The organism is Pseudomonas luteola NBRC 103146, assembly GCF_002091675.1.
GTDB classification, from domain to species: domain Bacteria; phylum Pseudomonadota; class Gammaproteobacteria; order Pseudomonadales; family Pseudomonadaceae; genus Chryseomonas; species Chryseomonas luteola.
On record NZ_BDAE01000003.1, the window covers coordinates 258620 to 284937 of the forward strand.

Here is a 26318-nt window from a genome sequence, read left to right on the forward strand (position 1 = left end):
ATGAGCGACTCTCTCGATCTGAGTATGGACGGTGTAGAACGCCGTTCGCTGGCCGATTTTACCGAGCAGGCGTACCTGAATTATTCCATGTACGTCATCATGGACCGAGCCCTTCCTCATATCGGCGACGGTTTGAAGCCTGTGCAGCGGCGCATCATTTATGCGATGAGCGAGCTTGGCCTGAGCGCCGATGCCAAGCACAAAAAGTCAGCCCGTACCGTAGGTGATGTGCTGGGTAAGTACCATCCGCATGGCGACAGTGCCTGCTACGAGGCCATGGTGCTCATGGCGCAGCCATTCTCCTACCGGTATCCACTGGTTGATGGCCAAGGCAACTGGGGCGCCCCTGACGATCCCAAGTCGTTTGCCGCCATGCGTTATACCGAGGCGCGGCTGTCCCGCTATTCCGAAGTCCTGCTGACTGAGCTGGGGCAGGGTACTGTGGATTGGGTGCCCAATTTCGACGGCACCATGGATGAGCCCGCGGTATTGCCTGCTCGGCTGCCCAATCTGTTGCTCAACGGCACGACCGGTATCGCCGTAGGGATGGCTACCGATATTCCTCCCCATAACCTTCGGGAAGTCGCCGCCGCGTGTATCCGTCTGCTGGATGAGCCGCAGTCAACGGTTAATCAGTTGACCGAGCATGTACCAGGTCCGGATTTTCCGACCGAGGCAGAGATCGTCACCCCACGTGCGGATCTTCTGAAGCTTTACGAGACAGGTCGCGGCTCCGTACGCATGCGTGCCGTATACCGCAAGGAAGATGGCGAGGTTGTCATCACAGCGCTGCCGCATCAGGTGTCGGGCGCCAAGGTGCTGGAGCAGATCGCTGCCCAGATGCAAGCCAAAAAGTTGCCGATGGTCGCTGACCTGCGTGACGAATCCGACCATGAAAACCCGACCCGTATTGTTGTGGTGCCACGCTCCAATCGGGTCGACCTCGACGAGCTGATGCAGCATCTGTTTGCCACAACCGATCTGGAGTCCAGCTATCGCGTAAACCTCAACGTGATCGGGTTGGATGGCAAGCCGCAGGTCAAGAACCTTCGGCAGGTATTGGGTGAGTGGTTGACGTACCGTATCGGCACTGTACGCCGTCGCCTGCAGTTCCGTCTGGACAAGGTCGAGCGCCGCTTGCATCTGCTCGAAGGTTTGATGATCGCCTTCCTCAATCTGGACGAAGTGATTCATATCATCCGTACCGAGGAGCAGCCCAAGGCTGTGCTGATGGCTCGTTTCGGGTTGAGCGAGACCCAGGCTGACTACATCCTCGATACCCGGCTGCGTCAGCTGGCGCGCCTGGAGGAAATGAAGATCAAGAGCGAGCAGGACGAACTCCTCAAAGAGCAGAAGCGACTTCAAGGGCTATTGGGCAGCGACAAGAAGCTACGCAAGCTGGTGCGCGATGAGCTGATCCAGGATGCCGAGGCGTATGGCGATGAGCGGCGTTCGCCGATTGTCGAGCGTGCGGAAGCGCGCGCGTTGTCTGAAACCGAACTTATGCCTACTGAGCCGGTAACGGTTGTCCTGTCTGAAAAGGGATGGGTTCGCAGCGCCAAAGGGCACGACATCGATGCCACCGGCCTTTCCTACAAGGCGGGAGATGGATTCAAGGCCGCGGCGCCAGGGCGATCCAATCAGTTTGCCGTCTTTATCGACTCCACGGGGCGAAGCTATTCACTGGCTGCACATTCGCTGCCTTCTGCGCGGGGACAAGGTGAGCCCTTGACGGGGCGTCTTACGCCGCCGCCGGGCGCTACGTTCGAAACGGTACTTCTGCCGGATGACGGGCAGCTGTATGTCATGGCATCCGATGCGGGATATGGGTTCGTTGTCAAAGGTGAAGATCTGCAGGCCAAGAACAAGGCGGGCAAGGCCTTGATTAACTTGCCGGCGGGGGCGCAGGTCATGGTGCCTAAGGTGGTTCGCAATGCTGAGCAGGATCTGCTTGCAGCAGTTACGACTGAAGGGCGCCTGCTGGTCTTCAATGTGTCTGATCTGCCTCAGCTGGCCAAGGGTAAAGGCAACAAGATCATTGGGATTCCCGGTGATAAGGTTGCCAGTCGTGAAGAGTACATGGTGGGCTTTGCCATCGTACCGCCAGGTGGTCAGCTGGTGTTGCAGGCAGGCAAGCGGACCCTGTCCCTCAAGGGCGATGACCTTGAGCATTACAGAGGTGAGCGCGGGCGTCGCGGCAACAAACTGCCACGCGGTTTCCAGCGTGTTGATGCCTTGGATGTCGAGATTTGATCGGATTGGCTGGAAGACGGCGTAAAATTCTAGGATGATTCGCCGTCTGTTTTCGTCCGACGTAATCGGTTTCAGCCAGGACGTGGCTCGACAGTAGGTACTCAATGAAGCGAACGTGTTTGATGGCATTGCTTGCAGCTACCATGACCTTGAGTCTGGGCGGCTGCGCTAGCCTATATCCGGCTCATTATTATCAGCTGGACAGCGGGACGGCTTCGGTTCCCAAGACCAAGGCCGGCACCGCCGTGCAAATTCGCAGCCTGAACATTGCCAATTATCTGCAGCACGGCACCTTGCTGCAGCGGCACCCCGATGGTTCCTTATCGGACAGCAAGGCGCGCTGGGCAGGCTCTCTCACTGATGATATGCAGCATGTACTGCTCCGTCAGATGGCATGGCGTCTCAACAGTAACAGGGTCGTGATAGGGGATGCCCCCGAAGGGTACAAACCTGAGATCATGGTTGAACTGGAGATTTCTCGCCTGGACTCCGGCCCGAAGCAGTCTGCTGTCCTTGATGCACGCTGGCACCTGCTGGATAGTAATGAAAAGCTCAGGGGCAGTCGGATGGTTCACCTTGAGGAGAACCACAACGGAACCGAAGCAGATCAGGTCAGAGCCCAGAGCCTTCTGTTGCAGCAGCTGGCCAAGCAGCTATCCGGTGCGGTCACTGCGGCTGAGCAGGCTTCCAGGAAGGCCGCCAAGTCATCTTCCAGGCAGTCCAGGACACAAGTGGCTCAAGACGTTGATGCACCCGCGAAGCTTCCCAAGATCATTCCCATTCGTACGGGTGCGGAAGTTTATCGCTTCTAAATGTGACGTTTTTCGGGTCCGCCATTGCACGTGGCGGACTTAAAGGCGTCAATAGGCAATCCTGACGATAGATCGAGATGCCTTATGAAGCTTCCCTTGTTTCCCCTGTCGACCACGCTTTTTCCAGGCTGCCCCTTGGATCTGCAGCTGTTCGAGCCTCGCTACCTCGACATGATCAGTCGCTGTCTCAAGCAGAACATCGGTTTTGGTGTGGTGACTATCCTTGAAGGAGAGGAAGTGGGTGCTGCACCAACCCGTCTTGGAGGCTTCGGTTGTGAAGCGGTGGTCAGGGACTGGCAGCAGCAGTCCAATGGGTTGCTGGGCGTCAGGGTCGAGGGTGTACGGCGGTTTCGACTGTTGGATACCGAAGTTCAGGATGATCAGCTGACTATGGGTACGGTTGAATGGCTGGACGAGCCGGCCGAGCGCCCTTTGAGCGATCAGCATGATGACTTGGCGGCCCTGTTGCAGGCATTGGCCGAGCATCCTATGGTGGCTGCGCTGGACCTGGATGGGACGGCCAGTGGGCAGCGCGAATTGGGTTACCGGCTTGGATATCTGCTGCCTTTTACGCCTGATCAGAAAAACGAGCTGCTTTCGCTCGACGATCCAGGTGAGCGCCTGGATCGCCTTCATGAACTGCTGTCCAGCCTGCAGGAGTGAGGTGGGCTATTATGTAGCAGGCATATAGCGTTCTATGGCAACCGGCAAGGCCCAGGCGGCTGCAAAGGTGAAGACCGCAAGTATGATTGGAATGAATATCCACCAGAAGCGAAGCGTCAGCGGCTGAAGCCTTGCCTGCCGTTGCATGACAGCCAGACTCAGAGCGCAGAAACTGCCCGCCAACAGTGCTCCTGCCAGGACATCGGTGGGCCAATGCACGCCCAGGTAGACACGCGTTGTGGCAATCGTGAGAGCGGGCAGGGCGGCTACGGCTAGCCATGTCAGTCTCACTCGCGGGGATTGGCCGCGCGAGACAAGAATACCCAGGGTCAGGAAGAAGGCAAACGATGCCGAGCTATGTCCGCTAGGCAAACTATAGGTTGTCAGTGGTTCGGCCAGGATGTCTGGACGCGCTCGCGCCAGCAGGTTTTTCAATGTGCCGTTGGCTACCGCCGTTCCCAGCAATGAGCCCAGGGAAAAGAACATACCGCGCCACTGGCGCATCGCTCCCAGCAGCACGATCAGAATGATTGCCACGACCAATTGGGTTCGGAAGTCGCCCAGGCGGGTAATGATTACCGCAACACTGTTCAGGTAGGGCTGCCGGTGCTCCTGAACGAGGGTCATGATGCCTTCATCCAGCGAACGCAAATGCTGCCAGCCCAGTAACAAGGCAAGCAGAAGCACAAAGGTCAGCACAGCAATCATGAAGGTCGAGCCGCTGCGCTCGCGCAAGGTGGCATGCATGATGAATACAAGCAAAACGGCTGCACTGCCGGCTATGATTCCGGCTTGGGGCCAGAAGTCAGGCGGCAGAGGAAGGCGAAAGGCCGCACCGGTCATCCAGCCCGGGAGCAGGTATACAATCGACCAGCCTGCCGCGGCGATGAGGCTGACGACCGTAAAGCGGATGACAGGCATGTCCAGCATTCCGGCAATCATGGGCAGCATGGGCCTCAGCGGCCCAATGAAGCGGCCTATCAACAAGCTGGTAATGCCGTTGCGCTGGAAAAAGGTCTCTGCTGACGAAATCCATTCTGGATGAGTGCGCAGCCCGGGAAGGCTCCGGATATTCTGATGGAATCGTCTGCCCAGATAATACGAGGCGGCATCCCCCAGCAGACCACCCAGGTAGCCCAGGATAAGAGTCTCGCTAAGACCCAGCACACCGCTGCCTGCCAGTACGCTGATGCCAAACAGTGCAAAGGTGCCAGGCACTAGTAGGCCTGCCAGTGCGAGGCATTCGAGAAAGGCCGTAATGAATACGGCAGCTCCCAACCAATGGGGATGCGCACTTAACCAGGCATTCAGGTCGGCAAGAAAAGCTGTCATGAGAGAGAGGGTAGGTCCTTTGCTATAACGCGTTTTCGACTAATCTGGCGATGGGCGGTTCAGTAGGCGTTATGTGGAATAGGAACCGGTTCGCCGTCTCGATAATACCCAGGCGCTTCCGTTTCGGGTCCAGAGCTGAAGCGTTAAAGCTTTTCAATCTATGACGGCTGCATGTCATGACTGTCCGTCTTGGGTTTACCCCGGTATAATTGTTTAATTTTCAGCCAAACTCATTTCTGCCATGACCGAGTCCGTGCACGACTATATGACCCGCTTGGGCCGTGCGGCCCGTGAAGCTTCGCGCCTTTTGGCCAGAGCTTCGACTGCACAGAAGAACAAGGCGCTTCTATCTGTTGCAGATGCGCTGGATCGTGCGCGACCGTTACTGGTTGAGGCCAATGAGAGAGATCTGGCTGCAGGTCGCGTAGCAGGACTCGACTCAGCACTGCTGGATCGTCTGGCGCTAACCCCAGCGCGTATCGATGGCATGATCGCTGGATTACGTCAGGTCGCAGCTCTGCCGGATCCTGTGGGTGCTATCCGTGATATGAGCTATCGCCCTTCAGGTATCCAGATCGGTAAGATGCGTGTCCCGTTGGGTGTCATTGGCATCATTTATGAGTCACGTCCTAATGTGACCATCGATGCGGCCAGCCTGTGTCTGAAGTCCGGTAACGCCACAATTCTGCGAGGTGGCTCCGAAGCCATTCACTCCAATCGAGCCATTGCGCTGTGCATCCAGGAAGGGCTTGCTTCGGCAGGACTGCCAGCAGCAGCGGTTCAGGTTGTCGAAACAACGGATCGTGCTGCGGTTGGTGCCCTGATCACCATGCCCGAATATGTAGATGTGATCGTTCCCCGGGGCGGTAAAGGGCTGATCGAGCGAATCAGTCAGGATGCTCGGGTTCCTGTAATCAAGCACCTGGATGGTATCTGCCACGTTTATGTGGACGAGCATGCCGATGTGGAAAAGGCGCATCGCATTGCACTCAATGCCAAGTGCTATCGCTATGGTATCTGCGGGGCGATGGAAACCCTTCTGGTGCAAGCCGCAGTTGCCAATGCCTTTTTGCCGAACATGGCTGCCTCGTTGCGGGAAAAGGGCGTGGAACTCAGAGGATGTGAGCGCACACGTGATATCATCGATGCCGTTCCTGCCCATGATGCGGACTGGAGTACTGAATATCTGGCTCCTGTACTGTCAATCAAGGTAGTAGCCGACATCGAAGAGGCTATTACACATATCAACCATTATGGCTCGCATCACACCGATTCCATTGTAACGGAGCACTTGGGTCGTTCGCGGCAGTTCCTGGCGGAAGTGGATTCAAGTTCCGTGATGGTCAATGCGCCCACATGTTTTGCCGACGGGTTTGAATATGGACTCGGCGCAGAAATCGGAATTTCGACCGACAAGCTGCATGCCCGTGGACCGGTAGGGCTGGAAGGTCTTACCAGCGAAAAGTATATCGTCCTTGGTGACGGGCAAGTTCGTTCTTGATGGTCACACGTATCGGATTGTTCGGCGGCACTTTCGATCCGATTCACATCGGCCATTTGCGCAGTGCGCTGGAAGTGGCCGAACAGCTAGGGCTCGATGAGTTGCGGCTGATTCCCGGGGCGCGTCCACCTCATCGTAACGCTCCGCAGGTTTCGGCTCAGCAGCGGTTGGAAATGGTCAGGTTGGCCGTTGAAGGTGTCGAGTATTTGCGTGTGGATGATATTGAGTTTCGACGTGAACGCCCCTCCTATACGATCGAAACGCTTGAAGCGCTGCGCCGGGATATGGGGCCACATGTGCAGCTTTTATTGATGTTGGGCTGGGACGCCTTCTGTGGATTGCCAGGATGGCATCGATGGACTGAACTCCTGGATCATTGCCACATTCTGGTCCTGCAGCGTCCCGATGCGGACAGCGAGCCACCCCAGGCACTCTGTGATCTGATCGCTGCGCGTACGCAGTCCGATCCTCAGGCGCTTTCCGGGCCAGCGGGGCAGATCACCTACATCTGGCAGACGCCTCTGGCGGTATCTGCCACTCAAATACGGGGCCTGCTTGCTGCAGGAAAGTCGGTACGTTTCCTCGTGCCGGACGCGGTAATGAACTATATCGAAACGCACGGCCTGTACCGTGCTACGACTTGAATATGAGGTTTATACGTAGTTATGCAAAGTGAACAACTCGTTCAGCTCGCGGTTGACGCGCTGGAAGACATGAAAGCCCAAGACATTACCGTGCTGGATGTGCGCGACAAGACCAGCGTCACAGATGTCATGGTTATTGCCAGCGGCACCTCGAGCCGTCATGTGAAATCACTGGCGGATAACGTTGTGGAAAAGGTCAAGAAGAACGGCGTCCAGCCCTTGGGTAGTGAAGGGTTGGAAGCAGGTGAGTGGGCACTGCTGGATCTGGGTGACGTTGTGGTGCACGTCATGTTGCCGGCTACCCGTGAATTTTATGATCTGGAGCGCCTCTGGCGCGGTGCAGAGCAAAGTCGCGCAGCCCATGGCGAGTAAGTGATACCGTGCGTGTGCGATTGATTGCTGTCGGCTCGCGCATGCCGCGTTGGGTCGAAGAAGGCTGGCAAGAGTACGTCAAGCGTCTCCCGCCTGAACTGCCTCTGGAACTGGTGGAAATTCCACTTAATACCCGAGGCAAGAATGCTGATGTGGCCAGACTTATCCGCCAGGAAGGTGAAGCCATGTTGGCAAAGGTTCAGCCTGGAGAGCGTATAGTAACGCTGGAGGTGGGCGGTCGACCGTGGAGCACGGAGCAACTGGCCGAAACACTTTCCCGCTGGCGACTTGATGCCCGTAACGTCAATCTCATGGTCGGTGGCCCGGAAGGGCTCGCGCCGGAGGTCATGGCGCGTAGTGAGCAGCGTTGGTCATTGTCACCCTTGACCTTGCCTCACCCGCTTGTACGTATTCTGGTCGGCGAGCAGATTTATCGAGCCTGGACGCTTTTGGCTGGGCACCCTTACCACAAGTAATCTCGTTTCCACTCGTCGATGCCGCAACCGATTCGTCTCAAGGACCACGAAAAAGACGCTCGCCAGGTCCGTTCGCGCGTGTTCATCGGCATGGCCGTGATTGCGTTTTTGTCGTGCCTGCTGGTAGCGCGTATGTACTACCTGCAGGTTATGCAGTACGACTATCACTCTACGCTTTCTGAAAACAACCGCGTGCATGTTCAGCCGATTCCGCCGACGCGGGGGCTGATCTATGACCGAAACGGGGTCATTCTGGCGGATAACAGACCCAGCTTTAGCCTGACCGTGACACGTGAGCGGGCAGGTGAATGGAAGAAGACCCTCGACACGGTTGTTGAGGTGCTGGGGCTGCAACCCGAGGACAAGGAGCTTTTCGAAAAGCGAATGAAGCAGGGGCGGCGGCCTTTCGAGCCGGTTCCCATCCTGTTTGAGCTGACTGAAGACCAGATTGCCCGTATTGCAGTCAACCAGTTCAGATTGCCGGGCGTCGATGTCGCTGCCCAATTGGTACGGCATTATCCTCTGGGTGAGCACTTTGCGCATTCGGTTGGATATGTCGGCCGTATCAACGAGCAAGAGCTGAAAAAGCTGGATCCGGTCAACTACAGCGGTACCCACCATATCGGCAAGACCGGCATCGAACGGTTCTATGAAAGCGAGCTTCATGGACAAGTAGGGTATGAAGAAGTCGAAACCAATGCGCGGGGGCGCGTGCTGCGTGTTCTGAATCGTACCGATCCAAAGCCTGGAAAGGATATCGTTCTGACGCTGGATGCCAACCTGCAGGCCGCTGCGGAGAAGGCTCTGGGAGGACGACGTGGAGCCATAGTCGCTATCCAGCCACGTACTGGGGAAGTGCTGGCCATGGTCAGTCAGCCCAGCTATGACCCCAATCTGTTCGTGGCCGGCATCAGTTTCAAGGACTATGCAGAGCTTCGCGACTCCATTGACCGGCCACTGTATAACCGTGTCTTGCGCGGTTTATACCCGCCAGGCTCCACCATCAAGCCTGCTGTAGCACTGTCTGGGTTGGATGCCGGTGTGGTGACACCCAGTACCCGGGTATTTGACCCGGGCTATTACCAGCTGCCCAATTACGATCACAAATATCGCAACTGGAACCACAGTGGTGATGGATGGGTGGATCTCGAAACCGCCATCATGCGTTCCAATGACACCTATTTCTATGATCTTGCCCACAAGATCGGCATTGATCGGCTGCATGATTACCTGAGCCGTTTTGGCGTTGGGCAGCGGGTCTCGCTGGATATGTTCGAGGAGGCCTCGGGCCTGATGCCCTCTCGGGAGTGGAAACGTGTCACGCGCCGTCAGGTGTGGTTCCCCGGTGAGACACTGATCCTGGGAATTGGCCAGGGCTATATGCAGACAACGCCTTTGCAATTGGCTCAGGTCACCAGCCTCATTGCCACCCACGGTAAGTGGATTCGCCCGCATTTGGCCAAAACCATTGAGAATCAAAAGCCCGTTGATCCAAACCCGATGCCGGATATCCTGCTCAAGGACCCTGCGAACTGGGAGCGCGTCACTCAGGGCATGGAGGCGGTAGTTCATGCCGCACGTGGTACAGCGCACAAGATGGGCGCTACTGCCGCTTACAGAATTGCAGGCAAGAGCGGTACTGCACAGGTGGTCGCGATTCGCCAGAACGAGCGTTACAACTCCGCCGCGCTCAAGGAACGCCACCGTGACCATGCGCTGTTCGTAGGGTTTGCACCAGCTGACAACCCACAGATAGCCATCTCCGTTATGGTTGAAAACGGAGAATCGGGCAGCGGGATTGCTGCTCCCGTACTTAAGGAAGTGGCTGATGCCTGGCTGCTGGATGAAAACGGTAAGCTCAAGGCTGAATACGCCAGACCGGTTGTTGCGGAGTCAACCAAGCCATGAACACTAACTTCGACCGGACGATACCCGAAGGCGACGTCATGCGCCGCCGCTCCACCCTGCTGCAGCGGATGCACATTGATGGCCCATTGCTGTTGATATTGCTCATGCTCGGGGCTGTCGGCCTGTTTGTACTCTACTCAGCAAGCGGTAAAAGCTGGGACTTAGTGATCAAACAGGGCACATCGTTCGGGCTGGGTCTGGTGGCCATGATCGTGATTGCACAATTCGAGCCCCGCTTCATGGCTCGCTGGGTGCCGTTGGGTTATCTCATTGGGGTGGCACTACTGGTGGTCGTGGATGTCATGGGCCATAACGCCATGGGGGCTACCCGCTGGATCAATATTCCGGGAGTCATACGTTTTCAGCCATCCGAATTCATGAAGCTGCTCATGCCCATGATGGTGGCCTGGTATCTGTCCAAGCGCAGCCTTCCCCCTAGCTTCAAGCATATTGTTGTCAGCCTGATCACAATCGGCATCCCCTTTGTGTTGATCCTTGATCAACCGGACCTTGGGACCGCCATGCTCATTCTCGCTTCGGGTGGCTTCGTCCTGTTCGTCGGAGGTATGCAATGGCGCTGGCTTATCGGTGCAGTGGCGGCGGCGGCACCGGTTGCGGTAGCCATGTGGTTTTTCGTCATGCACGATTATCAGAAGCGGCGAGTACTAACGTTTCTGGATCCTGAAATGGACCCCCTAGGGTCTGGATGGAACATCATTCAGTCGAAAGCGGCCATTGGATCAGGTGGCGTATTTGGCAAAGGTTGGCTTCTGGGAACGCAATCTCATCTGGATTTTTTGCCCGAAAGCCATACGGACTTTATCATTGCCGTCCTCGGAGAAGAGTTTGGCATGGTCGGCGTATGTCTGCTGCTGTGCTTGTATCTGCTGCTGATAGGGCGAGGGCTGACGATTACCATCCAGGCGCAAACATTGTTTGGCAAGCTATTGGCTGGTAGCGTGACGATGACATTTTTCGTTTATGTCTTCATCAATATTGGCATGGTCAGCGGTTTGCTGCCCGTGGTTGGGGTGCCGTTACCGTTTATCAGCTATGGCGGTACGTCCGTTGTGACGTTGCTGTGCGGTTTTGGAGTTTTGATGGCGATCCACACACATCGGAAGTGGATCGCCCAATCGTGATTTAAGTGAAGGACGCAATGCTGACACCGTTTGGATGGATGGGCCGCTGCCTTCAGTGCTTCGGTCTGCTGGGAGCGATAGGGATTACGGGCGCCGCAACGGCCGGCGACTATGATGATTCGCCTCAGGTTGCCAGCTTCATCAACGAGATGACGCGCAACTATGGCTTTGCCGGACAGCAGTTAAAGGAGTTGTTCGGTGAAGTCGAGCGCAAGCAGAGTATTCTCGACGCCATTTCTCGTCCTGCGGAGCGAGTAAAGCCCTGGAGCGAGTACCGCCCTATCTTCGTAACCGACAAGCGCATCGATCAGGGCGTCACGTTCTGGAACGAAAATGCCGAGTCGCTGGCGAAGGCTGAGCGGGAATATGGCGTTCCGCCTCAATTCATCGTTGCCATCATTGGCGTCGAAACCTTCTATGGTAGAAACAAGGGCAACTACCGGGTGCTGGATGCGCTGTCGACGCTGGCCTTTGATTACCCTCAGCGAGCGCCATTCTTCAGAGATCAGCTGCGTGAATTCCTGCTTTTGAGTCGTGAGCAACAGTTCGATCCGCTCAGCTTGACCGGCTCCTATGCCGGTGCCATGGGCCTTCCGCAGTTCATGCCAGGCAGTTTCCGTGCCTACGCTGTAGATTTCGATAACAGTGGCCATATCGATATCTGGAACGACAAGGCCGACGCCATTGGCAGCGTCGCCAGCTATTTCAAACGCCACGGCTGGACTGCGGGTGGCAACGTGGCGGTGCGCGCTCAGGTACGTGGCGATAAAGTGGAACAGGGTGTCGTTCAGGGTATCGAACCGGTTAAAAGCGTGGCAGAGTTGCGTGCGCTGGGCTGGAATCCATCCGAGCCGTTAAGGGATGACCTGCGTGTCACCTCATTCCGGCTGGACGGTGATGCAGGTCCTGAATACTGGATGGGACTGCCCAATTTCTATGCAATCACACGCTACAACCGTAGCGTCATGTATGCCATGGCTGTAAATCAGCTGGCGGAGGCTATTGCTGAGCGTCATACGCATGGGGCGTCGCAATGAGTTATTTTAATCGCGGTTTGACCGCCGCAACTTGTCTTGCCCTGGCAGGGCTAGTGGCAAGTTGCTCAAGCCCATCCCCAAAAAGTCCGACCACCTATGGGGCCAATGCAAGTGCTGGTAGTTACTCACGCCCGCATAAGGACGGTGCTCCTTGGTGGGATGTGGATGTTTCACGTATTCCTGATGCCGTTCCGATGCCCAACTACGGGCTTATCAAGAACAACCCCTACACGGTGCTGGGCAAGACCTATTTCCCGCTGAACGATGCTACGAGCTATCGTGTCACCGGGACTGCTTCCTGGTATGGCACCAAGTTTCATGGTCAGGCCACGGCGAACGGCGAGACCTATGACCTCTATGGCATGACTGCCGCTCACAAGACCCTGCCGCTACCCAGCTACGTTCGTGTAACCAACCTGGATAATGGCAAAAGCGTCATCGTTCGGGTCAATGATCGTGGTCCGTTCTATTCAGATCGTGTGATTGACCTGTCTTTTGCTGCTGCCAAGAAGCTTGGTTACGCCGAGACAGGAACGGCCCATGTGCGTGTCGAGGGTATCGATCCGGCACAATGGTGGGCTCAGCAAGGCCGACCGATGCCAATGGTGCTGGCGCAGCCGCAACGTGCGCCTGCCGCTCCGACACCTGTAAAACCACAGACAGTGGCTACGGTTGAAACCTATAATCCGCCTCCGCAACAGCATGCCGCGCCGGTTGTGCCGCTTGAGATCGACTCAAAAAAAAACGCTTCTGCACAAGCCGGTGGGCTGTATCTCCAGGTGGGCGCCTTCGCCAACCCGGACGCTGCGGAGCTCCTGAAGGACAAACTCAGCGAGCTGACAGCTGCCCCGGTCTTTATCAGCTCGGTCGTGCGCAACCAGCAGACTCTGCACCGCGTGAGACTCGGGCCGATCGGCACGCAGGGTGAGGCCAGTCAGCTGCAAAATACCGTGCGTCTTGCCAATCTGGGGCAAGCCTCGCTGGTACGTCCGGATTAGGAGCAAGGACGCTCTGTGTATATGCCCTCTGGGCTTGTTTAATTAGTCTGCTTAACCATTAGAGAGTCGGATGAACATCACCACCTTAGCTCAACGCGTCTTTTTGCTCGTTCTGCTCATCGCTGCGCCAGCCGCCTGGGCGGCCGAGCCGATGATTCCTTCGCCCCCGCAGCTTGCTGCCAAGTCCTGGGTTCTCATGGATGCGAGCAGTGGCCAGATCATCACGGAATATAATTCCGACCAGCGCCTGCCTCCAGCCAGTCTGACCAAGTTGATGACTGCCTACATCGCGACCTTAGAGATCCAGCGTGGCCGTATCAAGGAAAGCGATATGGTCAATGTGAGCGAGCATGCCTGGCGTACCGGTGGTTCCCGGATGTTCATTCAGGTGGGCAACCAGGTTTCGGTTAGCGATTTGCTCCACGGCATCATCATTCAATCAGGCAACGACGCGAGCGTGGCCATGTCTGAGCATATTGCTGGCAGTGAAGACGCGTTCGCCGACATGATGAATACCACGGCGCAGCGTCTGGGTATGAGCAATACCCATTACATGAATGCTACGGGTCTGCCTAACCCGGACCATTACTCTTCTGCCCATGACATTGCCAAACTGTCTCGTGCAATCATCTATGAAGAGCCGACTCACTATGCCATTTACTCTCAGAAGGAGTTCTTCTGGAATAACATCAAGCAGCCTAACCGCAATCTGCTGCTATGGCGTGACAAGACCGTTGACGGTCTGAAGACCGGCCACACTGATGAAGCAGGCTATTGCCTGGCCGCCTCTGCTGTCCGTGACGGTATGCGCTTGATCGCGGTGGTATTCGGTACGAACAGTGAGCAGGCCCGTGCAGCCGAAACCCAGAAGCTTCTAACCTATGGTTTCCGCTTCTTCGAAACCCAGTCCTTCTACAAGAAGGGTGTAGAGCTTGCGCGTGCGCCGGTCTGGAAAGGCACCGAGCATGAGGTTTCTGCTGGTCTGGCAGACGATCTGACCATGACGCTGCCCCGCGGTCAGCTGAAAAAGCTGAAAGCTGAAATTGTTATGAACCCACAGATCACTGCACCGATCGCCAAGGGTCAGCCTATCGGCAAGGTGGAAGTGAAGCTGGATGACAAAGTCATGCACACTGCTGACCTGGTAGCCTTGCAGCCGGTCGAAGAAGGTGGTTTCTTCCGTAAGTTGTGGGATAGCATTCGTCTATTCTTCTACGGACTGTTCAACTGATCTCAAGACGCCCGCTTTAGCGGGCGTCTCCACCTTCGGGCCCCAGACCCGCGAATGCCATGACTGATACCGACACTCAAGCTCCAAAAATTGAATTTCCTTGCGATAACTATCCGATCAAGGTGATCGGTGATGCCGGAGACGGTTTTACTGATCTGGTAGTTGAAATCATTCAGCGCCACGCACCGGATCTGGACGTTACGACGCTGGTAACGCGTGATAGCCGTAACGGCCGCTTTCTGTCAGTACAGGTCCTGATCCGTGCTACCGGTGTCGAGCAGTTGCAATCGATCCATTCGGACCTGCGCACCACCGGCCGCGTCCATATGGTGCTGTAATGGATAAGACGCTCGGCTTCCGAGAGCTGGGCCTGGTCTCCTATGAGCCGACCTGGCAGGCCATGCGGCGTTTTACTGACGAGCGCAATCCTTCGGCGCTGGACGAGGTCTGGTTGCTACAGCATCCCGCCGTATTCACCCAGGGACAGGCAGGCAAGGCCGAGCATCTGCTCAATGCCGGTGAAATTCCTGTCATACAGGTCGATAGAGGCGGCCAAGTAACGTACCATGGGCCGGGACAACTGATTGCCTATCTGCTTCTGGATGTCAGGCGATTAGGGTTGGGGGTTCGTGAGCTTGTATCCCGAATCGAGCAAAGCCTGGTTGGCGTGCTGGCCAGCTACGGGGTCGAGTCGTATGCAAAGCCTGATGCCCCTGGTGTTTATGTCAAGGGTGCAAAAATCGCATCCCTTGGCTTGCGTATCCGTAACGGACGCTCCTTCCATGGTCTGGCCTTGAATGTCGACATGGACTTGGCGCCGTTCCGTCGAATCAACCCCTGCGGTTATGCCGGCCTGGCCATGACCCAGCTACGCGATCATGCCGGGCCGATCGAATTTGCCGAGGTGACCCAGCGGCTGCGTGAGCAGCTCGTGTCACAGCTTGGCTATGCTGACCAGATCACCCTGGAAAAGAGCTGACATGACAACAGTGCAAGACAGTGTGAACGTCGAGACGCCCATCGCTGAAGCGCCTGCGCGCAAAAAAGTTGAAATGGGCGTCAAACTGCGTGGTGCAGAAAAGGTTGCCCGCATCCCGGTCAAAATCATTCCGACCGAAGAGTTGCCACGTAAACCTGACTGGATTCGCGTACGAATTCCAGTGACGCCAGAAGTGGAGCGCATCAAGCAGCTGCTTCGCAAGCATAAGCTGCATAGCGTCTGTGAAGAGGCCTCTTGCCCCAACCTGGGTGAATGCTTCTCGGGCGGTACAGCCACGTTCATGATCATGGGCGACATCTGTACACGTCGTTGCCCCTTCTGTGACGTGGGGCATGGCCGTCCGAAGCCTCTGGATGTCGATGAGCCACGAAATCTGGCTGTCGCGATTGCCGACCTTCGTCTGAAGTATGTCGTCATTACATCGGTAGATCGTGATGACCTGCGAGACGGCGGCGCTCAGCATTTTGCCGACTGTCTGCGGGAGATCCGCCAGCTGTCTCCCGGCATCCAGCTGGAAACATTGGTACCTGACTACCGTGGCCGTATGGATATCGCGCTGGATATCACCGCTACCGAGCCGCCGGATGTCTTCAACCACAACCTGGAAACGGTGCCGCGCCTGTACAAGTCATCTCGTCCGGGCTCCGATTTCGAGTGGTCGCTGGACCTGCTGCAGAAGTTCAAGCAGCGTGTACCACACGTCCCCACCAAATCAGGCCTGATGCTGGGGCTTGGCGAGACAGACGATGAGGTCATTGAAGTCATGAAGCGCATGCGCGAGCATGACATCGACATGCTGACCCTGGGCCAGTATTTACAGCCTTCTCGTAATCACTTGCCGGTACAGCGCTTTGTTCATCCGGATACCTTCGCCTGGTTTGCCGAGGAAGGCGAAAAGATGGGCTTCAAGAATGTGGCATCCGGCCCGCTGGTTCGCTCCTCCTATCATGCCGACCAGCAGGCTCATGGCAGCAAGATCTCCTGATCGAACGGCAATAAAAAAGGCGCTTTAAGCGCCTTTTTTATTGCCTGTCAGGAACGTAAACGAGCCAGCAGGGATGGGCTAGGGTAGCCGTCTGCTGGCCAGCCAAGTGTCTGCTGGAATGCTCGTATGGCTTTGCGGGTATTGGCACCTATGATGCCGTCAGCAGCACCAGGCGTAAAACCTCGGTCTGCCAGGCGCTGCTGAAGTTCGACTCGCTCGCTGCGGCTGAGTGGAACGTCCTCAAGCGGCCAGGCTGCGCTGACTTTCCCGGCGCCCTTATAGCTATCCGATAGAAGTCCCACGGCTAGCGCATAGGATGATGAGTTGTTATATCGAAGAATGGTCCGGAAATTGTTGAAGACCAAAAAGGCTGGCCCTCGATGTCCCGCTGGAAGCAGTAGAGAAGCCTGCTCCATGGAGTACGCAGGGGAGAGGGGCGTCGTTGCGCCTTGAACACCCATGACCTGCCAATCTGACAAGGGCTTGCGGATGTCCATGTCTGCTTGAGCATAATCGAAGCCCTGCGGCAGGCGAACTTCAAAACCCCATGGCTTTCCGTCCTGCCAACCGGAGGCTTTCAGATAGTTGGCCGTTGAGGCCAATGCATCAGCATTGGAGCCCCAGATATCCCGACGACCGTCACCATCAAAGTCGACGGCATGTTCATTGTAGGTCGTTGGAATGAACTGCGTTTGACCCATGGCACCAGCCCAGGAGCCAATCATGCGCTCAGGCGTAATATCGCCATTCTGGATGATGGTCAGTGCGGCCAGCAGTTGCGCCTGCGCGAAGGCGGGGCGTCGTCCCTCATAAGCCAGGGTTGCCAAAGAACGAATAACGCTCTTGGTGCCCATGTTGTTGCCATAGTTGCTTTCGATACCCCAGAAGGCCACAAGGCGTTCTGGCTCGATGCCGTAACGTGCCTCGAGTTGCGCCAGAAGGCTCGAATATTGGGTTAGTAGCTTCTGGCCGTTTGCAATGCGCTGCTGGGAAACTGCAGACGACAGGTATTCCCACACAGGACGAGTAAATTCGGGTTGGCTGCGGTCCGCTGTAATCACGGCATCGTCAGGAGTCACGCCTGCGAAAGCCTGATTGAAGGTTGCGGTAGTAATACCGGCCGCTTGAGCGTCCTGCCGGAAGCGATCTCGCCATTGCTCGAAGCTTTCCTGAGGAGCAGGCTCAGGCGTCGTATTGGCGGAGCGGCTTTGTGAGGCAGAGGTAGGTGCGTTCGTGGCGGCTGGCGTGGCCGTTTCGCTCTGCGTCTGTGTTTGTGCACAGGCAGCAATGACCCCTGTGATCAATGTCGCCAGAGTGCCTGCGATAAGGCTGCCGTGTTTCAGCCTGCGTTTTTTCCCGTGTTGCATGAATCTCCACCGGGTGCGTCAACAGACTCGTCACCATAACATGCCTGAATCGAGGCGTCTTCGTTTGGAGAAGGGAGTACGGATGGAATTATGCGGCTACCAATAAAAAAGCCTTCCCATCATCAGTTGGGAAGGCTTCACGGCGATAACTGCCTTTGCCTTTTTTGGGCTTTTCCTGTCGACAGCGAAACAGGGGCTGGGCAATAGTGGATTTGGCCTTGTTGGGCCTTCGCTGTTTTTTGGTCATGAGAGTACTCGGTCTGAATGCGCGTTTGCGCGAAGACCGGCATCTTACGATTATCGTGAGAATGTATCCAGAGCGGCAGAAGGCAAGGAGAAGCGTTGACCCGCCAACAGCAAGGTCAACTGGCGCAGGGTTGTCCAGGTATCACCCGGGGCCTGGCCCTTGATCTGCGCATCCACAAGCTGGGCATCCAGCAATAGGCGACTCAGTTTGGCCGTGGAGTGTCGTTGCAGGGCGCGGCTTATGAGTGGACGTCTTTTCTCCCAGACCGGGGGCTTTGCCTGCGCAAACGCGCGGTCAAGTGGTATACCCTGTTCCTGCTGTTGCGCAAGGTTGGCCAGTTGCCGCAGCTCTCGGGCCAGTGCCCACAGAATCACTGGCGGCTCGACACCCTCGCCGCGAAGGCCCTCCAGAATACGTAACGCGTGATTGGCTTCCCCTGCCAGAACCGCATCGATGAGGCCAAAAACGTCGAAGCGGGCACTATCACCAACGCTTGCCTGTACAGTGGCGACATCAATTTGGTTGCCTTCGGCCAAGAGCTTGAGTTTTTCAATTTCCTGGGCGGCTGCAAGCAGGTTGCCTTCTACCCGGACGGCAATCAGCTCGACCGCTTCCTGCGAGGCGGCCAGACCTGCCTGGGAAAGGCGTTGGCGGATCCATTGAGGCAGTTGATGAACATCGATGGGCCAGATCTGAATGAACTGAACGTCAGCATGTTCAATCAGGGCCTTGGCCCATTTGGTCTTTTGGGCGCTGCCATCCAGCTTGGGCAGGCTGATGAGCAGCAATGTATCTTCAGCAGGGCGCGATAGGTAGCGTAGTAGCGCTTCGGCACCTTTATCACCAGGCTTGCCGTTTGGAATGCGTAATTCGATCAGACGCTTCTGGGCAAACAGAGACAGGCTTGCCCCTGCTTCGTAAAGCAGGCTCCAGTCAAAATTATTTTCTACGTTGAACACCTGACGTTCATCAAACCCCTGGCTTTTCGCCGAGGCTCGAATGGCATCGGTTGCCTCCTGGCAAAGCAGGGGCTCGTCACCGCTGACTATATAAATTGGCGCCAGCTGTCCTTGCAGGTGCTTGGCGAGTTGAGCAGGGTTCAGTTTCATAGGATAAAAATACGGGGCCATAAGGCCCCGTAGTCGTTAGCGGGTGGGTATTTCGATCGGAGATTGTTGTGGCGGCATGTTCTGCTGCGCTGCGCGTGCGGCCTCGGCCTCGGCACGCGCTCGTGCATCAGCCTCGCTTTGCAACTTGTCGAGCCGCTGGGGCGTAATGGTCTGCAGGCGCGAAGCCAGCTGGCGGACCAGTTCTGCACGCATTTCCCGACGCAGCTGCTGAGCCTGTTGCTCGGAGCCGATGATGTTATTTTCATCCGTCACGTAGTAGCGCTGCGTTTCAAGGTCATCATGCAGCAGCACGGCATCGTTGCGGCCACGAATTTCATAGGGCAGCTTGGTCGTCAGCTCGATTTCAGCACTACGTGCGCCCGCGGTATAGCTCGCGGTGCGTTGCGTCTGCTGCTCACCTGCTAGGTACAACGTATAGGTTGCGCCCGGGTTGACGTTTACATGATTGCTTTCAAGCATGGTTCTTACCTGCTTGACCGTTTCACCGTAGCTGTCACGGGCGGAAAGACTCAGCTCACGCAGCGACAGTTCGGTGTCGCCTGTACCTCGCAGCTGAAAACCACAAGCACTTAACAACACGGTCATTCCAATCGCCGCAAGGCAGGGAAAGCTCCGTTTCATCATGATCTTTTTCACTCCGTTCAGCCTCAATTGGCGACGATATTGACCAGCTTGCCAGGAACAACAATCACTTTGCGGATTGTCAGTCCCTCAGTAAAGCGCAGAACATTTTCGTTCGTACGGGCAGCAGCCTCGATGTCTTCACGGCTGGCTTGGGCTGCGACCTCAATGTGGCCACGCAACTTGCCGTTTACCTGAATCACGATCTGCAGGGTGTCCTGTACCAGGGCGCTTTCATCCACGCTTGGCCAGCGGGCATCGATAACGGCATCGGCATGCCCCAGCTCATTCCACAATGCATGACAGATATGGGGCGTAATCGGTGCCAGTAGCAGCGCGACGGTTTCCAGACCTTCCTGCATTAACGCGCGGTCCTGCTCGGTGGCCTGCGGCGCTTTTTCCAGCACATTCATCAATGTCATCACAGCTGCAATGGCAGTGTTGAACTTGTGGTTCTGACCAATATCCTGGCTGGCCTGCTTGATCGCAAGGTGAATGGCGCGACGGACTTCCTTCTGCTCGTTTGTCAGCGTTGCCACATCCAGAGCAGAGGTAAGGCCCTGGCTGATATGCGCCTGGGCGAGACGCCAGACGCGACGCAGGAAGCGGCTACCGCCCTCAACGCCAGAGTCGGACCACTCGAGGCTCATGTCCGGAGGGGAGGCAAACATCATGAACAGTCGGCACGTGTCGGCGCCGTACTGATCGATCATGGCCTGCGGGTCCACTCCGTTGTTCTTTGATTTGGACATCTTTTCAGTGCCGCCGATTTCTACCGGCAGACCGTCCGTCTTCAGCTTGGCACCAATGACCTTGGCCTTGGCGTCACGCTCGACCTCCACGTCAGCCGGGTTGAACCAGTCCTTACCGCCTTTTTCATCCATGCGGTAATAGGTTTCAGCGACTACCATGCCCTGGGTCAGCAGGTTCTTGAACGGCTCATCGGAGGAGAGAAGCCCCTCGTCACGCATCAATTTATGGAAGAAGCGTGCATAGAGCAGGTGAAGAATGGCGTGCTCGATACCGCCAATATACTGGTCGACGGACAGCCAGTAGTTGGCAGCATCCTTATCGACCATACCGCCTTCAAACTTGGGCGATGCGTAGCGGGCGAAGTACCAGGACGACTCGACAAACGTGTCCATGGTGTCGGTTTCGCGCTTGGCAGCGCTGCCGCATTTGGGGCAGGAGCACTCGTAGAACTCCGGCATTTTGGCCAGAGGAGAGCCTGCACCGTCTGGAATCACATCTTCTGGCAGAACGACCGGCAGTTGATCTTCCGGAACGGGAACATCACCACAGCTATCGCAGTGGATGATCGGGATCGGGCAGCCCCAGTAACGCTGACGACTGATGCCCCAGTCACGCAGGCGGAATTGAGTGCGCGGCTCGCCCAGACCTTTGGTCTGCAGGGTCGTAGCGATGGCTTCAAACGCCGCATTGAAATCAAGACCGTCATATTCGCCGGAGTTGATCAGCGTGCCGTGCTCGCCATAGGCAGCCTGCCAGGGAGCAGGGGTCTCGTCACCAGCGCTGGTACGTACGACCGGCTTGATGGGCAGATTGTATTTGGTCGCGAATTCAAAATCGCGCTCGTCGTGTGCCGGAACGGCCATGACCGCACCTTCGCCGTAATGCATCAGGACGTAGTTGGCGACCCATACCGGCAATTTTTCACCCGTTAACGGATGCTCGACGAACAAGGGCGTCGGCATGCCTTTCTTTTCCTGGGTGGCGATGTCGGCTTCTGCCACGCCGCCACGCTTGCATTCGTCAATGAAAGCCTGCAGCTCGGGATTGTTCTGCGCTGCCTGGGTAGCCAGCGGATGCTCGGCCGCGACAGCGACATAAGTGGCACCCATCAGGGTGTCGGCGCGCGTTGTGAAGACCTTGAGTGCGCCGGCATGACCAATGGAGGCCTGGTCATAGGGGAACTGAACTTCCATGCCACGGGACTTGCCGATCCAGTTGCGCTGCATGGTCTTGACCTGCTCGGGCCAGCCGGGCAGATCATCCAGAGACGCCAGCAGTTCTTCCGCATAATCGGTGATGCGGAAGTAGTACATCGGAATCTCACGCTTTTCGATCAGCGCGCCTGAGCGCCAACCGCGACCGTCGATGACCTGCTCGTTCGCCAGTACGGTCTGGTCGACCGGGTCCCAGTTTACGGTGCCGTTCTTGCGGTAGATGATGCCCTTCTCGAAGAGACGCGTGAAAAGCCACTGTTCCCAGCGATAATAGTCGGGCTTGCAGGTTGTAACTTCGCGCGACCAGTCAATAGCAAGGCCCAGGCTCTTGAGCTGGTTCTTCATGTATTCGATGTTTTCATACGTCCACTTGGCAGGGGCGACGTTATTTTTCATCGCGGCGTTTTCCGCCGGCATACCGAAGGCATCCCAACCCATGGGTTGCAGGACATTCTTGCCCTGCATGCGGTGATAGCGGGCAATCACATCACCGATGGTGTAGTTGCGGACGTGCCCCATGTGCAGCTTGCCGCTTGGGTAGGGGAACATGGACAAGCAGTAGTACTTCTCCTTTCCCGGCTGCTCCGTCACAGAGAAGGCATTGTTCTGTTCCCACCAGGATTGGGCGGCGGCTTCTATCTCACGGGGTTGGTAATGTTCGTGCATGGCGTGATCTGCGGCTACGAAAAGCAATTAGATAAGCCGGTAAGCATACATGAACCGTCTCCACGCAAGGAACCTTTAGCCAGAAAGCGTTTTATTTCATAAAAGTGAAATTCGTCATTTTATAGGCTCGCGGTTTCGCCAATCGCGCACTACGCTTGGGTAACAGCAGGATAGGACTTTCCGGAGGCTATCTATGAGTCATGACACAGCGCAGCGCCTGGCGAGACTTCCGCTGGAGCGTTTGCAACGGCGTCTGGAGCGTGCTCTGGACGAGGCTGCCACGGCGGAGCGTTTGCACCGCAGGGCGCAGCAGGAGATAGAAATTTCCGGCCTTCATCAGGAGGATCTGGACATCATCAGGGCGTGGCTGGTCAGAAATGATCAATGGGTTCATGCCTGTCAGGAGCTGATTTATCCGAGGCCTTCCCGTCTGGGAAAGTCGTCAGTGGCAGTGCGCTGCCTGCGTTGCGGGCTGCAAGTTAACGCTGGACAACAAATCGAGCGGTGCCCCCTGTGCATGACTCACAAGGTCTGCAGCACGGATACTTGCGCCATCTGACTCCGCTTCGGATGCCTGCACCTCGGTAATCCGTTTCCTACGCGTTATTATCACGTCTCGTTTTTCCAGCTAGACCAGGGATGTGCCTGACGTCATGGATGTCTCGATGTTGATTCGCTACGTTTGCAAGCAGCTGTTGATGCCGCCAGGCCTGTTTTTGCTGCTGTTATGGGCCGGTATCGTGCTTCGCAAGCGTTGGCCCCGAATTTCGGTTGCCTGCCTGATCATGGGCGCAGGTGGTTTCTGGCTGATCAGTCTGCCGATTGCGGTTGAATGGGAGGCGCGTCTGATTGAACGTGATCCGCCTCTGGCTCAGGCTGATTGGTCGTCTCTGGCGCAGCAGGCGGATGCCATTGTTATCCTGGGCGCCTCCCGGGAGCGTAACGATCCGGCGTGGGAAGGCGATGTCTCCAGCGCGATGGGCATTGAGCGTGTTCGCTATGCGGCACGTATCGCCAAGGTCTCTCAGCTGCCAATTCTTATTTCCGGAGGCTCACCTTTGTCTTCGCCTCCCAGCGAAGCGGAATTGATGACCGAGGTCATGGAAAAAGACCTGGGCGTATCGGTGCGGTGGCAGGAGAAAGACAGCCGTACTACGTGGGAAAATGCGACGCTCAGCGCGGCTATTCTCAAACCAGCAGGTGTTAAGCGAATCGTGCTGGTTACACAGGCGTTTCATATGGCGCGTGCCCGGTGGTGCTTCGAGCGCCAGGGGTTCGAGGTGATCGCTGCGCCAATGGGATTCATGAGCACGCCTAACGGCAAGCCGCTGGGAGGATGGGTGCCCGAGGCCAAGGCAATTGCCCAAAGCATGATTCTGTTGAACGAAGCGATAGGGCTCATAGCCTATCCGCTGGCCTACCGTTGAAGTAGGGCAGGCCAGGCAGCTGGCCTGCCACTGTCTGTCCTTAGACGATAGGGCGGGAGCGCTCAAGGCCTCTACGAGCCAGCGCCCAAAGCACCAGCAAGCCACACAGAATGGCCAGCGGCCAGAGGCGCCAGGTCAGGTAAGGTGTGGCTCCCTTCATCGGCACGACCGACCCATGCAGTGTAGCCAGCTCAAATGACGGAATCTGGGTGGTGATGCGGCCAAAGGGATCAATCAGGGCCGTGACACCATTGTTGGTGCCCCGGATCATCCAGCGACCACTTTCCAATGCACGCATCCGGGCCATTTGCAGATGCTGCTGAGGACCGAATGATTTACCGAACCATGTGTCGTTACTTACCGTCAGCAGAAGATCGCTACGGGTGGCCATGTCTGCCACGAATTCCGGATAGACCACTTCATAGCAGATGAACGGGGCGATCTGGTATCCCTTGGCTGTCAACAATGGCTGTCCTTCGGGGCCCGGGACGAAATCGGACATCGGTAGGTTGAAGAAGGTGATCAGTCCGCGTAGCTGCTCCTGCAAGGGAACATACTCGCCAAACGGCACCAGCTTCTGTTTGTAATACGTGTTTGTATTGTCGCCATTGACCGTTAGCGCGTTATAAAAACGATCCTGGCCCTTGTCGTCACGCTCACGTACCGGAATGCCCGTGATAAGCGTTGCGCCGCGCTGGTTGGCGATAGCCGTAACGTCTTGTAAATAGCCGTCAGCATATTCCTTGAGCACTGGAATGGCATTTTCCGGCCAGACAATCAGGTCGGTCTTGCCTTCCCGAATAGTCATCTGGCGATACAGGGCCAGCGTATCCTGCACATGGCCCGGATCCCACTTGAGTTCCTGGGCAATATTGCCTTGCATGGCGGCTACCTTGAGCGGCTCGCCGGCTGGCTGAGTCCAGACTTGTCCTTTGAAGGCAATGGCGCCGAACCAGGGTGCAATCAGCAGGACGATACCTGCAACCAGGCTGACGGGTCTGCGAATCAGCCAGGGAATATTGACGAGCAGAGCGGCGATCAACGCCACGCTGAATGACAGAAGCCAGACACCTCCTACTGGAGCAAGGCTGGCCAGCGGGCCATCCATCTGGCTGTAGCCTGCAAACAGCCAGGGAAAGCCGGTCAGGAACCAGCTGCGGAACAGTTCCAGGCCAAACCAAAGCGCTGCAAAGGCCAGGGCGTCACTGGCTGGCGCATGATTGCGGCGCAAACAAAGGACCCATAACCAGGCTGGCAGCGCGAAAAACAGGGCAATACCGGCGCAGAACCCAAACGTGAGGCCCGCCGCTAATGGCATGGATGCCGCACCGTAGTCGTGGATGCTGACATATACCCAGCTCGTACCCGCCAGAAAGGCCCCCAGGCCATAGCACCAGCCTCGCAGAAAGGCCCATCCGGCGCTCAATTCGCGCAATGAAAGATAGAAGAGGGCGATCGATACTATTTCCAGCGGCCAGAAGTTGAACGGCGCCAGTGCGAGGGGCGTCAGTGCGCCGGCAACCAGTGCCAGCAAATTGCCTTTCCAGCCGGGGGTAATCATCCAGCGCATCGGAAATCCTTGGTCTATGCAGCGGTGCGCAAGCTTAATGGATGCCAGGTGCTGCTAGCTACTAAGAGAGGTATATACGGGGCTATTCAGCGGCTTGCCTGCTCAGGCGAGCAGACAGGCCGCTGCAGTTTATCGCTCGGTGAGCGGAGTCATGCGCAGCAGATGGATGCGACGACCGTCTGCGTTGAGTACACGAAAGCGGAAGTCGTCGATAACCACTTCCTCGTTTCGGCGAGGAAGATGACCGAAGGCGCTCATGACAAGACCGCCCACTGTATCTACATCCTGATCGGGGTACTCTGTGTCGAAGAAATCATTGATGGCCTGGACAGGTGTCAGCGCCTTGACGATGAAGTCCCCGCTGGGAAGCGGTTTGATGAAGCTCTCTTCCTCGACATCGTGCTCGTCTTCAATGTCACCCACGATCTGCTCAAGCACGTCCTCAATGGTGACAAGACCTGCCACACCACCATACTCATCCACCACAATGGCCATATGGTTGTGCGTGGTACGAAACTCACGCAGAAGCACATTGAGCCGCTTGGATTCTGGAACAAAGGTGGCCGGGCGCAGAATAGTCTTAAGATCGAAGGCCTGGTCCCCGTGAATGATCAAGGGCAGCAGATCCTTGGCGAGCAGGACGCCGAGGATATCGTCAGGCGTCTCGCCAATGACCGGATAGCGGGAGTGAGCGGCCTCAATGACAGCAGGCAGGAACTCCTGCGGCGTCTGGTGGGCCTTGACGCTAATGATCTGTGAGCGCGGCACCATGATGTCGCGTACTTGCAGGTCGGCAACAGAGATAGCGCCCTCGACAATGGATAAGGCTTCACTGTCGAGCACCTTGTTTTCGTGAGCCTCACGGAGCAACTCCAGGAGTTCCTGGCGGCTCTTGGGCTCGTGGGCAAAAGCCTGGACAATCCGTTCCAGCCAGGACCTGTGCCCGTTACTCGATCGATCTTCGTTCAT

25 protein-coding genes are annotated in these 26318 nt (G+C 56.7%); 17 read left to right on the top strand and 8 right to left on the bottom strand.

All coding sequences use genetic code 11. The features are described 5' to 3' along the window. The 3 genes from parC (at window position 1) to PLU01S_RS05735 (ending at window position 3728) form a co-directional block, all read left to right on the top strand. Window positions 1–2253 (top strand): DNA topoisomerase IV subunit A, encoded by a 2253-nt coding sequence (parC, locus tag PLU01S_RS05725; protein ID WP_074823041.1) that lies wholly within the window; start codon window positions 1–3, stop codon window positions 2251–2253. Between the two features lie 104 nt (window positions 2254–2357). Continuing rightward, complete coding sequence (locus tag PLU01S_RS05730; RefSeq protein ID WP_074823038.1) at window positions 2358–3065, top strand: PqiC family protein; 708 nt, start codon at window positions 2358–2360, stop codon at window positions 3063–3065. An 84-nt stretch (window positions 3066–3149) separates the two neighbouring features. Continuing rightward, on the top strand, window positions 3150–3728 hold the full coding sequence (locus PLU01S_RS05735; protein ID WP_074823035.1) for an LON peptidase substrate-binding domain-containing protein: 579 nt from the start codon (window positions 3150–3152) through the stop codon (window positions 3726–3728). Between the two features lie 9 nt (window positions 3729–3737). Here the strand turns inward: PLU01S_RS05735 and PLU01S_RS05740 are convergent, their stop codons facing one another. Beyond that, complete coding sequence (locus tag PLU01S_RS05740; protein ID WP_074823033.1) at window positions 3738–5060, bottom strand: bifunctional DedA family/phosphatase PAP2 family protein; 1323 nt, start codon at window positions 5058–5060, stop codon at window positions 3738–3740. A gap of 241 nt (window positions 5061–5301) precedes the next feature. On the opposite strand from PLU01S_RS05740, the gene PLU01S_RS05745 reads away from it, so the two are divergent. The 12 genes from PLU01S_RS05745 (at window position 5302) to lipA (ending at window position 16354) form a co-directional block, all read left to right on the top strand. Then, window positions 5302–6561, top strand: coding sequence for a glutamate-5-semialdehyde dehydrogenase (locus tag PLU01S_RS05745; RefSeq protein ID WP_074823029.1), 1260 nt, complete (start codon window positions 5302–5304; stop codon window positions 6559–6561). Beyond that, window positions 6561–7205 carry a nicotinate-nucleotide adenylyltransferase gene (gene nadD, locus PLU01S_RS05750; RefSeq protein WP_010797092.1) on the top strand — a complete coding sequence of 215 codons (645 nt, stop codon included), beginning with the start codon at window positions 6561–6563 and terminating at the stop codon, window positions 7203–7205. The genes PLU01S_RS05745 and nadD overlap by 1 nt, the downstream gene beginning before the upstream one ends. Before the next feature lie 21 nt (window positions 7206–7226). Further along, window positions 7227–7577 (top strand): ribosome silencing factor, encoded by a 351-nt coding sequence (gene rsfS, locus PLU01S_RS05755; protein ID WP_010797093.1) that lies wholly within the window; start codon window positions 7227–7229, stop codon window positions 7575–7577. An 8-nt stretch (window positions 7578–7585) separates the two neighbouring features. Then, a complete protein-coding gene (gene rlmH / locus PLU01S_RS05760) occupies window positions 7586–8053 on the top strand; it encodes a 23S rRNA (pseudouridine(1915)-N(3))-methyltransferase RlmH (protein WP_010797094.1) in 468 nt (155 codons plus the stop codon). 18 nt (window positions 8054–8071) lie between these two features. Next, complete coding sequence (gene mrdA / locus PLU01S_RS05765; protein WP_074823026.1) at window positions 8072–9961, top strand: penicillin-binding protein 2; 1890 nt, start codon at window positions 8072–8074, stop codon at window positions 9959–9961. Window positions 9962–9999: 38 nt separating this feature from the next. After that, a complete protein-coding gene (gene rodA / locus PLU01S_RS05770; protein ID WP_162493721.1) occupies window positions 10000–11103 on the top strand; it encodes a rod shape-determining protein RodA in 1104 nt (367 codons plus the stop codon). Window positions 11104–11120: 17 nt separating this feature from the next. Next, on the top strand, window positions 11121–12140 hold the full coding sequence (gene mltB / locus PLU01S_RS05775; protein ID WP_074823022.1) for a lytic murein transglycosylase B: 1020 nt from the start codon (window positions 11121–11123) through the stop codon (window positions 12138–12140). Then, window positions 12137–13138 carry a septal ring lytic transglycosylase RlpA family protein gene (locus tag PLU01S_RS05780; RefSeq protein ID WP_074823020.1) on the top strand — a complete coding sequence of 334 codons (1002 nt, stop codon included), beginning with the start codon at window positions 12137–12139 and terminating at the stop codon, window positions 13136–13138. Before mltB ends, PLU01S_RS05780 begins: the two co-directional genes overlap by 4 nt. 70 nt (window positions 13139–13208) lie before the next feature. Then, window positions 13209–14369, top strand: coding sequence for a D-alanyl-D-alanine carboxypeptidase family protein (locus PLU01S_RS05785; protein ID WP_010797099.1), 1161 nt, complete (start codon window positions 13209–13211; stop codon window positions 14367–14369). A 59-nt stretch (window positions 14370–14428) separates the two neighbouring features. Further along, the gene (locus PLU01S_RS05790) at window positions 14429–14707 is read left to right on the top strand and encodes a DUF493 domain-containing protein (RefSeq protein ID WP_010797100.1); all 279 of its coding nucleotides are present in this window, start codon (window positions 14429–14431) and stop codon (window positions 14705–14707) included. Continuing rightward, entirely contained in the window at window positions 14707–15348 is a 642-nt protein-coding gene (gene lipB, locus PLU01S_RS05795; protein ID WP_010797101.1) for a lipoyl(octanoyl) transferase LipB, read from the top strand. Before PLU01S_RS05790 ends, lipB begins: the two co-directional genes overlap by 1 nt. A 73-nt stretch (window positions 15349–15421) precedes the next feature. Then, a complete protein-coding gene (lipA, locus tag PLU01S_RS05800; protein ID WP_085985617.1) occupies window positions 15422–16354 on the top strand; it encodes a lipoyl synthase in 933 nt (310 codons plus the stop codon). A 47-nt stretch (window positions 16355–16401) separates the two neighbouring features. Here the strand turns inward: lipA and PLU01S_RS05805 are convergent, their stop codons facing one another. From PLU01S_RS05805 to leuS, 5 genes are all read right to left on the bottom strand, one after another. Beyond that, window positions 16402–17721, bottom strand: a complete 1320-nt coding sequence (locus tag PLU01S_RS05805) for a lytic murein transglycosylase (protein ID WP_074823018.1) — start codon at window positions 17719–17721, stop codon at window positions 16402–16404. Window positions 17722–17809: 88 nt separating this feature from the next. Further along, on the bottom strand, window positions 17810–17968 hold the full coding sequence (gene arfA / locus PLU01S_RS05810; protein ID WP_074823016.1) for an alternative ribosome rescue factor ArfA: 159 nt from the start codon (window positions 17966–17968) through the stop codon (window positions 17810–17812). A 50-nt stretch (window positions 17969–18018) separates the two neighbouring features. Continuing rightward, window positions 18019–19077: a DNA polymerase III subunit delta gene (gene holA / locus PLU01S_RS05815; protein WP_074823486.1), complete on the bottom strand. Its 1059-nt coding sequence runs from the start codon at window positions 19075–19077 to the stop codon at window positions 18019–18021. Window positions 19078–19113: 36 nt separating this feature from the next. Beyond that, on the bottom strand, window positions 19114–19722 hold the full coding sequence (locus PLU01S_RS05820) for an LPS-assembly lipoprotein LptE (protein WP_010797106.1): 609 nt from the start codon (window positions 19720–19722) through the stop codon (window positions 19114–19116). A 23-nt stretch (window positions 19723–19745) separates the two neighbouring features. After that, entirely contained in the window at window positions 19746–22352 is a 2607-nt protein-coding gene (gene leuS, locus PLU01S_RS05825) for a leucine--tRNA ligase (RefSeq protein WP_074823482.1), read from the bottom strand. 193 nt (window positions 22353–22545) lie between these two features. Between leuS and PLU01S_RS05830 the strand changes: the two genes are divergently transcribed. After that, window positions 22546–22911 (top strand): hypothetical protein, encoded by a 366-nt coding sequence (locus PLU01S_RS05830; RefSeq protein ID WP_074823013.1) that lies wholly within the window; start codon window positions 22546–22548, stop codon window positions 22909–22911. A 106-nt stretch (window positions 22912–23017) separates the two neighbouring features. After that, window positions 23018–23779 carry a YdcF family protein gene (locus tag PLU01S_RS05835; RefSeq protein WP_074823009.1) on the top strand — a complete coding sequence of 254 codons (762 nt, stop codon included), beginning with the start codon at window positions 23018–23020 and terminating at the stop codon, window positions 23777–23779. A gap of 40 nt (window positions 23780–23819) precedes the next feature. Here the strand turns inward: PLU01S_RS05835 and lnt are convergent, their stop codons facing one another. Both lnt and PLU01S_RS05845 read right to left on the bottom strand, forming a co-directional pair. Beyond that, on the bottom strand, window positions 23820–25349 hold the full coding sequence (gene lnt / locus PLU01S_RS05840; RefSeq protein WP_074823006.1) for an apolipoprotein N-acyltransferase: 1530 nt from the start codon (window positions 25347–25349) through the stop codon (window positions 23820–23822). A gap of 129 nt (window positions 25350–25478) precedes the next feature. Then, entirely contained in the window at window positions 25479–26318 is an 840-nt protein-coding gene (locus PLU01S_RS05845; protein ID WP_019364055.1) for a CorC family transporter, read from the bottom strand.